The sequence below is a fragment of the Halobacillus sp. Cin3 genome (assembly GCF_947311855.1).
Classification (GTDB): Bacteria; Bacillota; Bacilli; order Bacillales; family Halobacillaceae; genus Halobacillus; species Halobacillus kuroshimensis.
The window spans coordinates 226,526-239,142 of sequence record NZ_CAMZMV010000002.1 but is presented as its reverse complement, the minus strand read 5'-3'; the positions used below and the strand labels follow the sequence as shown (position 1 = coordinate 239,142).

The 12,617-nt window shown below is 48.7% G+C and carries 12 protein-coding genes; all 12 read left to right on the top strand.

What is annotated here, in order from left to right:
- The first annotated feature begins 1 nt into the window (after nucleotide 1).
- Nucleotides 2-349 carry a flagellar protein FliT gene (locus QMA39_RS09335; RefSeq protein WP_281658511.1) on the top strand — a complete coding sequence of 116 codons (348 nt, stop codon included), beginning with the start codon at nucleotides 2-4 and terminating at the stop codon, nucleotides 347-349.
- Between the two features lie 44 nt (nucleotides 350-393).
- Entirely contained in the window at nucleotides 394-729 is a 336-nt protein-coding gene (locus tag QMA39_RS09330) for a hypothetical protein (RefSeq protein ID WP_281658510.1), read from the top strand.
- Between the two features lie 115 nt (nucleotides 730-844).
- Complete coding sequence (locus QMA39_RS09325; RefSeq protein WP_281658509.1) at nucleotides 845-2,215, top strand: cell wall-binding repeat-containing protein; 1,371 nt, start codon at nucleotides 845-847, stop codon at nucleotides 2,213-2,215.
- A 554-nt stretch (nucleotides 2,216-2,769) separates the two neighbouring features.
- A complete protein-coding gene (raiA, locus tag QMA39_RS09320; RefSeq protein WP_027955061.1) occupies nucleotides 2,770-3,327 on the top strand; it encodes a ribosome-associated translation inhibitor RaiA in 558 nt (185 codons plus the stop codon).
- A gap of 223 nt (nucleotides 3,328-3,550) precedes the next feature.
- A complete protein-coding gene (locus tag QMA39_RS09315; RefSeq protein ID WP_281658508.1) occupies nucleotides 3,551-3,733 on the top strand; it encodes a hypothetical protein in 183 nt (60 codons plus the stop codon).
- Between the two features lie 117 nt (nucleotides 3,734-3,850).
- Nucleotides 3,851-6,364 carry a preprotein translocase subunit SecA gene (gene secA / locus QMA39_RS09310; protein ID WP_281658507.1) on the top strand — a complete coding sequence of 838 codons (2,514 nt, stop codon included), beginning with the start codon at nucleotides 3,851-3,853 and terminating at the stop codon, nucleotides 6,362-6,364.
- A gap of 70 nt (nucleotides 6,365-6,434) precedes the next feature.
- A protein-coding gene (prfB, locus tag QMA39_RS09305) for a peptide chain release factor 2 (RefSeq protein WP_156896476.1) occupies nucleotides 6,435-7,539 on the top strand; the annotation gives its coding sequence in 2 pieces (ribosomal slippage) (nucleotides 6,435-6,506 and nucleotides 6,508-7,539; 1,104 coding nt in all).
- Nucleotides 7,540-7,655: 116 nt separating this feature from the next.
- Nucleotides 7,656-8,531 carry a UTP--glucose-1-phosphate uridylyltransferase GalU gene (gene galU / locus QMA39_RS09300; RefSeq protein ID WP_281658506.1) on the top strand — a complete coding sequence of 292 codons (876 nt, stop codon included), beginning with the start codon at nucleotides 7,656-7,658 and terminating at the stop codon, nucleotides 8,529-8,531.
- Nucleotides 8,532-8,739: 208 nt separating this feature from the next.
- Complete coding sequence (locus tag QMA39_RS09295; protein ID WP_206933665.1) at nucleotides 8,740-9,606, top strand: YitT family protein; 867 nt, start codon at nucleotides 8,740-8,742, stop codon at nucleotides 9,604-9,606.
- Between the two features lie 50 nt (nucleotides 9,607-9,656).
- Complete coding sequence (cccB, locus tag QMA39_RS09290) at nucleotides 9,657-10,019, top strand: cytochrome c551 (RefSeq protein ID WP_027955068.1); 363 nt, start codon at nucleotides 9,657-9,659, stop codon at nucleotides 10,017-10,019.
- A gap of 152 nt (nucleotides 10,020-10,171) precedes the next feature.
- Nucleotides 10,172-10,858, top strand: a complete 687-nt coding sequence (gene ftsE, locus QMA39_RS09285) for a cell division ATP-binding protein FtsE (RefSeq protein WP_027955069.1) — start codon at nucleotides 10,172-10,174, stop codon at nucleotides 10,856-10,858.
- A gap of 198 nt (nucleotides 10,859-11,056) precedes the next feature.
- A complete protein-coding gene (locus tag QMA39_RS09280; protein ID WP_281658505.1) occupies nucleotides 11,057-12,556 on the top strand; it encodes a S41 family peptidase in 1,500 nt (499 codons plus the stop codon).
- Nucleotides 12,557-12,617 lie beyond the last annotated feature (61 nt).

The following is a 12,617-nucleotide window of genomic DNA, read 5'->3' as shown; positions in this document are numbered from 1 at the left end:
GATGGTGTGGCAGACATTTTTAACGCTGACGAAAGAACTGGAGGAAATGGTTCACCAGCCCTCCTCTCAGACTCGCTCTCAGCGGATGGAATATATCAATGACCTGTTAGAAAAACGCCAGAAACTGTTATCCAAGCTGCCGCAGCCTTCGACGGATGAAGAAAAGGCGATCGTACAGGAAGTGAAGAAGCGGGACTTGGTGATTAATCAGAAGATGGAGTTTCTGCTAATGGATTTGAAGGATCAGATGCGGAATAATAAAAAGCAGAAATCCAGTAAACAGCGATACATCAATCCGTACCAAAGCGTATCAACCTATGACGGCATGTATCTGGATCATAAAAAATAGAAAGAGGGATTCCTCTGCCTTTTCTAACCTGTGAACAGCACACGATGCTTCGTGCTTATAATGAGCTTATCCACACCACTCAGGAGGGCCTGGACTATTTAACAGACCAGTATGCCGGGCTTCCATCGCCACAGGCCCCGGATGTTTTTCAGGATGTGCTGCTGGCTTTCCAACAGTTGAACGTCACTCATGAGAAAATGGGTGGGCTTATGAAAGGTGATTTGCTGAAGGAATTTCTACATATCGTTGAAATGCTCGAAGGCTGGTTTGACATTCCCTCTCAGGAGAAGTTCATTCATCTTTCTGAAGTAGTCCTGCCTGCCTACGCGGCATGGTCAGAAAAAATCCAGTTCGCTCTGCACCCCTACATCGTGCACTAGTAAAGAAGTATCAGGATCCTGATGCTTCTTTTGTTTTGGATATGTGGTAGATTTCATGACTAATCTCCTATATAATCCCATGGTGGAACCATACATAAAAAGGGGGAGAGGTTATATGAAGAAATGGTTAGGACTGGCAGCCACCGCTTTGGCAGCGGCAGGATTGTTTCAAGCATCAACCGTCGAGGCAGCGCAAGATCCCATCGAGGTAGAGAAAGTCGAAGCACAGAATACATATGAAGAAAAGGAACCGAACGATGGACGGGAAGATGCCACACAAGTTCCGTTGAATTCCTACATTTCCGGGGAATTTACGGACGAGGATGTGGATTACTACCGTGTAGAGGTGAATGGAGATACAACGGTTCAATTTACCTTTCATCTATTTGAGTATGTAGAGGAAAAAACAGATATGAAGTTTCAAGGCAGACTCCTGACCGAACAGGGAGAGGTTTTGCCACCTTATAGCATGAATGGAAATGAATATGGTTACATAGAGTCCCATCTTTTAGATCCGGGCGTCTACTATATGAAAGTATGGGATAAGGCGGACCTTGCGGATGGCAGCACCTACTATCTAGGTACTGGAGCAGAACTTTTAGACGCATCCGCAGAAAGAATCTGGGGAGTCGACCGCTACTGGACAGCCGCCAATATTGCAAAATATGGCGATGCTGACCGTTATCCATCTGAAAATGTTGTGCTGGCAACTGGAGAAGATTTCCCTGACGCACTGGCAGGAGCTCCATTAGCAGAGCACCTCGATGCACCGATCCTGTTGACGCGGGAGGACAAGCTTCCTGGAATCACAGAACAAGTGATGAACAGCTTTGATACCGAAAAAGTGACGATACTTGGCGGAACAGGCGCTGTTTCCGCTGATGTAGAGACGTATTTGGAAAATGATCTTGGAATGGAAGTCGACCGCATTTCCGGAAAAAACCGCTATGAAACCGCCGCAGCGATAGCGGACCGTCTTCCTGAAAGTGATCAAGCGGTCGTCGCTTACGGACGCAATTTCCCGGACGCGCTTTCTATCGCCCCGATCGCGGCTGGAAAAGGGATGCCGATTCTCTTAACCGAACAGGATGAACTTCCGGAAGCAACAGAGCAAAGTCTGAAAAACTATGGGGAAAGTATCGCGGTCGGAGGGACAGGTGTAATCAGTTCTGATGTACTCGCTGACATGCCGAAAGCAGAGCGAATCTCTGGGAAGAACCGTTACCTGACGTCTCTTGCCGTCGTGGAACACTTCAACGTTGGAGGAGTGAAAGCGAGCTTTGCGACAGGGTCCCATTTTGCTGATGCTCTTGCCGGCTCTGTGAACGATGTCGACCAGCCGCTTCTTCTGACACCGAAGGATGAGCTGAACGAAGAGATCAAAGCGTACGTAAAAGAAAAGGAGATGTTCCGTTTCAACATTTTCGGCGGTACAGCTGCTGTCGAAGACAGTGTGGAACAGGAACTGGAAGCTCTCTATGAATAAAAGTGAATGTGTATTGTGCTTTCCACACGAAAGACTTACGGTTACGTTCCGCTTATTGGTGGATGCTTGCCGGGGGCACGTCCTCAGCTAACCTGGACAGGAAGAACGCCTGCCCAAGTGGATCTTCGGCTCGTGCTTTTCCCGCAGGCGTGACCACCGAACTCTCCTCGTGACCTCACCAAGTAATCGATTGAAACAGGGGTGACCGAGACCACGCTGGGAAGTCTTCATGAGAAGGATTGGATGTTCGTCCGTGGAATAGGAAGGTTTTTTCTCCCGGAGGCATTGGAAAACACAGTTTTGTAAAAGTGAAAGCCAGCCTGAACCAGGCTGGCTTTTTTATCTTAATCTTTTTGTAAGGTTATGACGGAAACGGCGGTTCATCTATCATTCTGACAAAATCCATCCCTGTTTCATCCACGTTTTCATTGTCATGGGACAAATTCCAGCAAATACCGACATAAAAATGACACAATTTTAAGAAAGTTTATGCAGGAAAGGCCGTGGGTATGATAGAATATATATCACATAAGGATGAAAGGAGGACACTTCTAATGCTACAGTACAACATTCGTGGTGAGAACCTTGAAGTGACGGATTCTATTAAAGAATATGTGGAGAAAAAGGTGGGCAAGCTTGAACGCTACTTTGACACTCCCCCGTCCTCTGAGGTGCACGTAAATTTAAGTGTCTATAATGATGAGCAGACAATCGAGGTCACAATCCCGATGAAAAATCTACTACTCCGAGCGGAGGAGCATAATACAGATTTATACGCTGCCATCGACCTTGTGGTTGATAAATTAGAAAGACAGATCCGTAAGCATAAAACGAAGGTAAACCGCAGGTTCCGTCAGGAGGGTGCACCAAAATACGTATTTGCCGAATTAGAGCGTGAAGCCAATCAGGAGCAGATGCAGTCGGATGATGAATTCGATGTGGAAATCGTGAAAACGAAGCGCTTTGACCTGAAACCGATGGATAGTGAAGAAGCGGCCCTTCAAATGGATATGCTCGGCCACAACTTCTTCGTCTTTACAAATGCGAATACTGATGAAACAAATATCGTATACAAACGACGTGACGGCCGCTACGGTTTAATTGAAACGTAATCTATGAATGATAGGGAAAAGCATTTCTGTTTTGACAGGGATGCTTTTCTTTTTGGAAAAATTCCAGAAAAACAAAAACGGAGAACCGTTCCTTCTTAAAACCCGCATTTTCCACAGAGCAAATCTCCACTTTCGACCAGCGCTTCCTGTTGAAACCTCCATTTTACACGTGTGCATGCTTCCCCTTCCTGTAGTATAACTAAAGCAACAGGGAGGTGAGGAGATGACCTGCAGAAACTGTCATGACGTGAATCAACGCTTGAAGCAGCAGGAAGATACAATCGTCCAGCTTGTCCACATTATCGGCTCCACCAATAAGCGTGTAAAAGAACTGAACGAAAGACAGCTCCAGCTTCAGCCGCTCTTCCTAAATGAACCCGCCCCAGCCACCACTACAACGACTTAAATCCCCGGTGACTAAAGCCCCGCTCTTGAATTGTCAGGCCGCTTCTCTTAGTGTTATGATAGGAGATGGACTGAACTACACAACCGAAGATTGGAAATCAATAGAGGAGCGGTTGCAATGCTTGGAACTTTAAAGAAAATCTTTGGCGACGGCAATACTCGTCAACTGAAACGATTAGAAAAGATTGCTGATGATATTGATGCAATGGAATCAGACATCGAGAAATTGTCAGAGGAAGATTTAAAGAATAAGACAGCAGAATTCAAAGAACGCTATCAAAATGGCGAGAAATTAGATGATATGTTAGTTGAGGCCTTCGCAGTCGTGCGCGAAGCTTCGAAACGTGTGTTGAATATGCGCCCGTTCCGCGTCCAGCTCATGGGTGCGATCGCCCTTCACGAAGGAAACATTGCAGAGATGAAGACAGGGGAAGGTAAAACCCTTGCCTCTACCATGCCTGCGTACTTGAACGCCCTCACAGGTAAAGGCGTCCACATCATTACCGTGAACGACTACCTGGCGAGCCGTGACTCCACGGATATGGGTGAGCTTTATCAGTACCTGGGACTGACGGTCGGTTTGAACTCCAACGGCATGTCCAAGGATGAGAAAAGAGAAGCCTACAACGCTGACATCACGTACGGAACGAACAATGAGTTCGGCTTTGACTACCTGCGTGACAACATGGTGCTGTATAAAGAACAGATGGTCCAGCGCCCGCTGCACTATGCCATCATTGACGAAGTCGACTCGATTTTAATTGATGAGGCTCGTACACCGCTGATCATATCCGGGTCTGCTTCGAAATCCGCCGACCTTTATGTTGGTGCCAATTCGTTTGTTCGTCTGCTTGCTCGTGAAGAGGACTTTACGTACGATGAAAAAACGAAAAACGTCCAGCTTACAGAAGAAGGGATTAACAAAGCGGAGCGTTTCTTCAAGATTGAAAACCTGTTTGATCTTTCCAACGTATCGCTCATTCACCACATCAACCAGGGACTGAAGGCGCACACGTCGATGCAGCGTGATACCGATTATGTGGTGGAAGAAGGAGAAGTGGTCATCGTCGACCAGTTCACCGGCCGTTTGATGAAAGGCCGCCGCTACAGCGATGGTCTGCACCAGGCGATTGAAGCGAAGGAAGGGCTTGAGATCCAGAACGAAAGCCAGACGCTCGCTTCTATCACGTTCCAGAACCTTTTCCGGATGTACGAAAAGCTTTCCGGTATGACTGGTACTGCGAAAACCGAAGAAGAGGAATTCATGAACATCTACAACATGCGTGTTGTCGTGATTCCGACGAACCGTGATATTCAGCGTGATGATAAAGCCGACCTCGTTTACAAAACGATGGACGGGAAGTTCAAGGCGGTTGTCGAGGATATCAAAAACCGTCATGAAAACGGCCAGCCCGTACTTGTCGGTACGGTAGCAGTGGAAACGTCTGAAATTATTTCCCGCTATCTGACAAAAGCAGGCGTTCCGCATAATGTCCTGAACGCGAAAAACCACTTCCGTGAAGCGGAAATCATTGAAAACGCTGGACAGAAGGGTGCCGTAACGATTGCAACGAACATGGCCGGTCGTGGTACAGATATCAAGCTCGGCGACGGTGTGAAAGAAGCCGGAGGTCTGGCGGTTATTGGTACCGAGCGTCACGAATCACGCCGGATCGATAACCAGCTGCGTGGTCGTGCCGGACGTCAGGGGGATCCGGGTATGTCCCAGTTCTACCTGGCGACAGATGATGAACTGATGCGCCGCTTCGCCTCCGACAACATCCGTAACATGATGGACCGTCTCGGTATGGACGATTCCCAGCCGATTGAGAGTAAAATGATCTCCCGTGCGGTTGAGTCGGCGCAGAAACGTGTGGAAGGGAACAACTTCGATGCTCGTAAGACGATCCTTTCCTACGATGATGTGCTCCGTCAGCAGCGTGAAGTGATCTACAAGCAGCGTTATGAAGTGCTCACATCTGAAAATCTTCGTGAAATCATCGAAGGGATGATCGACCGTACGGTGGCTCAAACCGTTGATGTCCACACGAGTGAAGAGGAAGATGAAAACTGGGAGCTTGAGAGCGTGGTCGATTATCTTCGTGCCAACCTGCTCTTTGAAGGTGACGTCACCGTTGAAGATTTGAAAGGAAAAGATCCGGAAGAAATGAAGGAGCTTATCCTGGCTAAAGTGAAGGAACGTTATGACGAGAAGGAAGAAGAGCTGACACCGGAGCAGATGCGTGAGTTCGAAAAAGTCATCCTGCTTCGCACGGTCGACCAGAAATGGATGGACCACATCGATCAGATGGACCAGCTTCGCCAGGGTATTCATCTGCGTGCGTATGGACAAAACGATCCACTTCGGGAATATAACTTCGAAGGCTTCCGTATGTTTGAACAGATGGTGGCAAGCATCGATGAGGAAGTGGCCCGTTATGTCATGAAGGCGCAGATCCGCAGCAACCTGCAGCGCCAGGAAGTGGCGAAAGGTGCAACAGCCGTTTCCGGCGGGGAAGAAAGTAAGGAACCGAAAAAGAAAAATCCTTACGTAAGAAAAGACACCGTCGGCCGCAATGATCCTTGTCCTTGCGGAAGCGGCAAGAAGTATAAAAATTGCCATGGTAAATAACCAGTGGGACACTCTCTTTTTACAGAGAGTGTCTTCCCTTGTGTTTAGAATAATAGAGGAGTGATTCAACATGGATATGGCAGAAATCCGTCATGAATTAGATAATACAGCTGAGAAATTAGCGGACTTCAGGGGGTCTCTTTGACGTCGATCAAAGAAAAACCCGCATTGCTGAACTAGAAGAACAGATGACAGAGCCGGGCTTCTGGGATGACCAGAATACCGCGCAGAAGGTCATTGATGAAGTGAACGGCCTGAAAGGTCTTGTTCACACATTGGAAGAGCACGAGGAAACGCATGAGAACCTGGAAGTTTCCTATGAGCTTGTCAAAGAAGAAGAGGACGAAGAGCTTCTCGAGGACCTCGTGCAGGAAGTGCAGAAGCTGTCGAACGACTTGAACCAGTTTGAGCTGAACATCTTACTCAGTGAGCCGTACGACAAGAACAACGCGATTCTTGAACTCCACCCGGGTGCCGGTGGTACAGAGTCCCAGGACTGGGCGAGCATGCTGCTTCGTATGTACACACGCTGGGCAGAGAAGAAAGGTTTTTCTGTGCAGACGATGGATTACCTACCTGGAGATGAAGCGGGCGTGAAGAGTGTAACCCTGCTTATTAAAGGGCACAACGCCTACGGCTACCTGAAAGCGGAAAAAGGCGTGCACCGTCTCGTCCGTATTTCTCCGTTCGATTCTTCCGGCCGTCGTCACACGTCATTCGTATCGTGTGAAGTGATGCCTGAGTTCAACGATGAAATTGAGATTGATGTACGCACAGAAGATCTGAAAATCGATACGTACCGGGCCAGTGGTGCCGGTGGTCAGCACGTCAACACCACCGACTCCGCGGTTCGTATTACGCACACACCGACAAACACGGTTGTAACGTGTCAGTCGGAGCGTTCTCAGATTAAGAACCGTGACCAAGCGATGAAGATGTTGAAAGCGAAGCTGTATCAGCTTGAAATCGAGCGTCAGCAGCAGGAGCTTGACGACATCCGCGGCGAGCAGAAGGAAATCGGCTGGGGAAGCCAGATCCGCTCCTATGTTTTCCACCCGTACTCCATGGTCAAAGACCACCGTACGAATGAAGAAGTCGGAAACACACAGGGCGTCATGGACGGCGGCCTTGATAAATTTATCGATGCCTACCTGCGCTCGCAGATGGACGGTTAAACAAGAAGACTCTCACTCTGATGTGAGGGTCTTTTTTGTTCGGTGAACAGCTGTCCAATCCAGGCCGTTTCTGCTAGTATAAAAGGGCATACATAATTTGGAGGAGGCGTCACGACATGAAGGTGAAAAAAGCGATCATTCCCGCCGCCGGGCTTGGAACGAGGTTCCTTCCGGCTACAAAGGCGATGCCGAAGGAAATGCTTCCGATTGTTGATAAGCCGACCATACAGTACATTGTTGAAGAAGCGATCCAGTCGGGGATTGAAGATATTATCATCGTTACCGGGAAAGGGAAACGAGCGATTGAAGACCATTTTGACCATGCTTTTGAGCTGGAGGATAACCTTTATAAAAAAGGAAAGATCGATCTGCTTGAAGAAGTTCAGCAGTCCGCTGAAGTCGATATCCACTACATCCGCCAGAAAGAGCCGAAGGGCCTCGGCCATGCCGTCTGGTGTGCCCGGAAATTTATCGGCAATGAGCCCTTTGCCGTCCTCCTCGGGGATGATATCGTCCGCTCCGATGAGCCGTGTCTGAAGCAGCTGATTGATCAGTATGAAGAGACACAGTCGTCTGTGATCGGTGTGAAGCAGGTGCCGGAGGATGAGACAGACCGCTACGGCATTATCGCTCCGAAAGATCAGCAGGGACGCCGCTATGAAGTCGAACATTTTGTCGAAAAACCAGCAGTAGAGGACGCTCCGTCCAACCTGGCCATCATCGGCCGCTACGTGTTTACGCCGGAAATCATGGACCTCTTGGAAACACAGGAGACAGGAGCCGGTGGGGAAATCCAGCTGACCGATGCGATTGAACGCCTCAACCTCGATCAGCCGGTGTACGGCTATGAGTTCAAGGGGGACCGCTATGATGTCGGTGATCAGCTTGGATTTATCAAAACGACGCTTGCCATTGCTATGGAAAGAGACAACATGCGCGATGATGTGCTCAAACTGCTTGCGGAAGTTATGGAAAAGCAGGAATCAAGATAAGCCATACGAAGAGAGTCCAATACAGGGCTCTCTTCTTTTATGCTCCTGCATAGATCGTATCATCAGGTGAACACTAAAAAGGGCGTCAGGCCGCTCCTTTACCGTGTTAATACGTTATTCCGCTCTTATTTACACCCTCTGAATGGAATGGTATACTCCATACGGTTTTAGAAGTACGTATACATAGGGAGAGTTGAACATCATGATGATGGCTAAAAAATACCGCAGGGAGCCGGTGCCGCCGGCCCTTCGTCATACGATGGATTACGGTCTCGTCATTCTCGGGTCCTTTTTTGTAGCAATCGCTTTTAACTTGTTTTTACTTCCCAATAACGTTGCTTCCGGAGGCGTTGCGGGGATCAGTACGATCACCAAAGGCGTCTTCGGTTGGGAGCCGGGGGTCGTCCAGTGGGTGCTGAACATTCCCCTGTTTATTATGGGCTGGCTGATCCTTGGGAAAAATTTCGGCGTCAAATCGTTAGTGGGGACGGTCGTTCTTCCGTTTTTCGTTCTTTTAACGAGCTCTATGGATGCGGCAACCCCTGATCCGCTTCTCGGGGCTATTTTTGGAGGGATGGGTGTCGGCCTCGGTCTCGGCATCGTATTCCGTGGACGGGCGTCTACGGGGGGCATCGATCTTGCCGCCCAGGTCATCCATAAGTTCACGCATCTTCCGCTCGGCATCTGCGTGGCGATGCTGGACGGCCTGATCGTGATCACGTCCGCGTTCGTATTTTCCTTGGAGGAAGGGTTGTATGCCTTGATCGGTCTTTTCGTTACAAGCCGGACTATCGATTTTGTCCAGGTCGGCTTGAATACATCAAAAAATGTGATGATTATTACAGAAGAAGTGGACGAGGTTCGTGATGAAATCTTCCGCCAGATTGACCGCGGCGTAACCGTTTTGAGCGGTGCAGGTGGGTATACCGAACGCGAGCGGCGCGTCGTGATGTGTGTCGTTCAGCAGAATGAATTCATCAAATTGACACAAACGGTCAAGACCGTCGATCCCGGGGCATTTGTCGTCGCGATGAATGCGACGGAGGTGCTCGGAGAGGGTTTCAAAACGACCTGACTCGGTTATACTTACACTATATTTCTATAAAATACCAGGGGGGATGACATGTGAAAAAACTTTGGCTGGCTATGATGCTGGGACTTATACTTATTCTCGCTGCCTGCGGAGGCGGAGAAGAATCATCCGATGAAGATACGAACGAAGAAACGACAGAAGAACAATCCGACAGCAGCTCGGAGGATACGGTCGATGCAGCAGCGGCAGAGGAAGTTTACCAAAATAACTGTGCGACTTGCCATGGCGGGGACCTTGAAGGTGCGATGGGGCCGGCGTTAACTGAAGTCGGTGGTAAATATTCCGCAGATGAAATCGTAAATATCATTAAAAACGGGAAAGGCCAGATGCCTGCCCAGGGCGTTTCTGATGAAGACGCCCAGCTTGTTGCCGGGTGGCTGGCAGCCAAGCAATAATCCGAGGAACGCCCGGTGTATTCAGCCGGGCGTTTTGTTTTGATAAAGAAATGTAATAATTTCATAGCTAAAATGAAGGGTGTTTAATGTTATAATGATGGTGTTTGTAAAAAGATCTGGCTAATAATAATAAAGATTAAGGTGATACATGTATGATACAGATGCAAGGGGTTTATAAAACCTATCGGAACGGAGTGACCGCACTGAACGGTCTTGATGTGCAGATTGATCAAGGTGAATTCGTTTATGTTGTCGGGCCGAGCGGAGCAGGAAAGTCGACGTTTACCAAATTGATTTACCGTGAGGAAAAACCGACCAACGGAACGGTTTTCATCAACGATATCAACACGTCCACGATGAAGCAGCGCCGTATTCCGATGCTGCGCCGTCAGATTGGTGTCGTTTATCAGGACTTCCGTCTGCTTCCAACCTTGACCGTATATGAGAATGTGGCGTTTGCGCTCGAGGTCATCGAAGAAGATACGGCCAACATCCGCCGCCGTGTTATGGACGTTCTTGACCAGGTGCATTTGAAAAATAAAGCCCGTTTTCTTCCGGATGAGCTTTCAGGCGGGGAGCAGCAGCGTGTTTCCATCGCACGGGCGATGGTGAACCATCCGAAAATTCTGATCGCTGACGAGCCGACCGGTAACCTTGACCCGGATACGTCATGGGAGATCATGCACATTCTTGAGGAAATCAATACAGGCGGTACGACCGTCCTGATGGCAACGCACAGCAGAGAGATTGTCAACACGATTCGTAAGCGTGTTATTGCCATTGAAGACGGCATGATTGTCCGCGATCAGGCGCAGGGCGACTACGGCTACGAAATGTAACGAAAAGAGACTGTCTCACGAGCGGGGCAGTCTTTTGTTTTTCTATTTTGATAGACCGATAGATTTCCCACCATGAAATAGACATGCAGAAAGATTGGCGTGCATACGTTAATATCAGGCTGTATGACATTTACGTTGCAGGAGCTTTTTTGCTAGTATAGAAGCAATAAGGAAATCCAATATAGAAGGGTGAATGCGATGAATATAAAACCGCGGTACGTAGTGCTTTTTCTAGCGCTTGCGGTACTTTTAGGGGCTGCCGGCTCTTATGTTGGCCTAGAGTATTTCGGGAGCGGCTCCAAGGAACAATCGCAGTCGGAGCAGTACGCCAATACCGAAGCGGAGAACTTTGGTAGTTTATCAGAGGAACAGCAGAAAGAAGTCATAGAAAACATGGGTGGCGACGTTGACCTGAAGAAGGTCGAACAGGCGTATTCTGTCATTGAGGAGAACTACTTGGAGGATGTGGACAAGCAGACGCTCGTGGAGGGTGCCATTCAAGGCATGCTGGATACATTGGAAGATCCGTACAGCGTCTATATGGACCAGGAAACGATGGAGCAGTTCAACCAGACCATCGAATCCAGCTTCCAGGGTATCGGAGCTGAAGTGAGCATGGTGAACGATAAGGTAACCATCGTTGCTCCCATCAAGGGCTCACCGGCTGAAGAGGCCGGCTTGAAGCCGAACGATCAAATTTTAACTGTTGATGGGGAAAGTGTCGAAGGCCTGGACTTGTACGAAGCTGTCCTGAAAATCCGTGGTGAAAAAGGGACGGAAGTGACACTCCAAGTGGAACGTCCCGGCGTCAGCGAACCGCTCAACATCGACATCACCCGTGATGATATTCCGCTTGAGACCGTCTATTCTGATATGAAAAAGGTCGACGGTAAAAAAGCAGGCGTGATTGAAATTACATCCTTCTCAGAGAAGACCTCTGATGAATTCCATAATGCGCTTGAGAAACTGGAAAGTGACGGCATGGAAGGACTTGTCATTGATGTCCGCGGAAACCCGGGCGGATTGTTTACCGACGTCCAGGAAATCTTGAAGGAATTCATTCCGAAGGACAAGCCGATCGTGCAGGTGGAAGACCGCAGCGGTGAGAAAACGGAGTATTATTCAGAGATTACCGAGAAAAAAGAGTATCCCGTCACGGTCTTAATGGATGAAGGCAGTGCCTCAGCTTCTGAAATTCTGGCCGCCACGATGAATGAAGCCGGCGGTTATGATCTTGTCGGAACGAAAAGTTTCGGAAAAGGAACCGTCCAACAGGCTATCCCAATGGGTGATGGCAGCACGATCAAGCTGACGCTGTTCAAGTGGCTCACGCCTGAAGGCAACTGGATTCATGAAAAAGGGATAGAGCCGACGGTTGAAGTGAAGCAGCCGCAGTACTTCTATACCAATCCAGTTGACATTGAAGAGGCACTGGCTTATAACGACAACAATGAAAAAGTGAAAAACGTGCAGGAAATGCTGAAAGGTCTTGGACATGATCCCGGCCGTACGGATGGCTACTTCAGTAAAGAGACCGAAAAAGCTGTGAAAGCATTCCAGAAGGACGCCGACCTTGAAGCCACTGGAGAAGTGGATGAAAAAACCGGCGGGAAGCTGGAAGAAGCGATCATTGAACAAGTGAGAGACGAAGCCAACGATAAACAGATGGACAAAGCGGTGGAGGTCTTGTTTGAATAAGCAGGATTCTGCCGATCCATGACGAAATATATCCGTAGTCGAAGACTGCGGATTTTTTCGT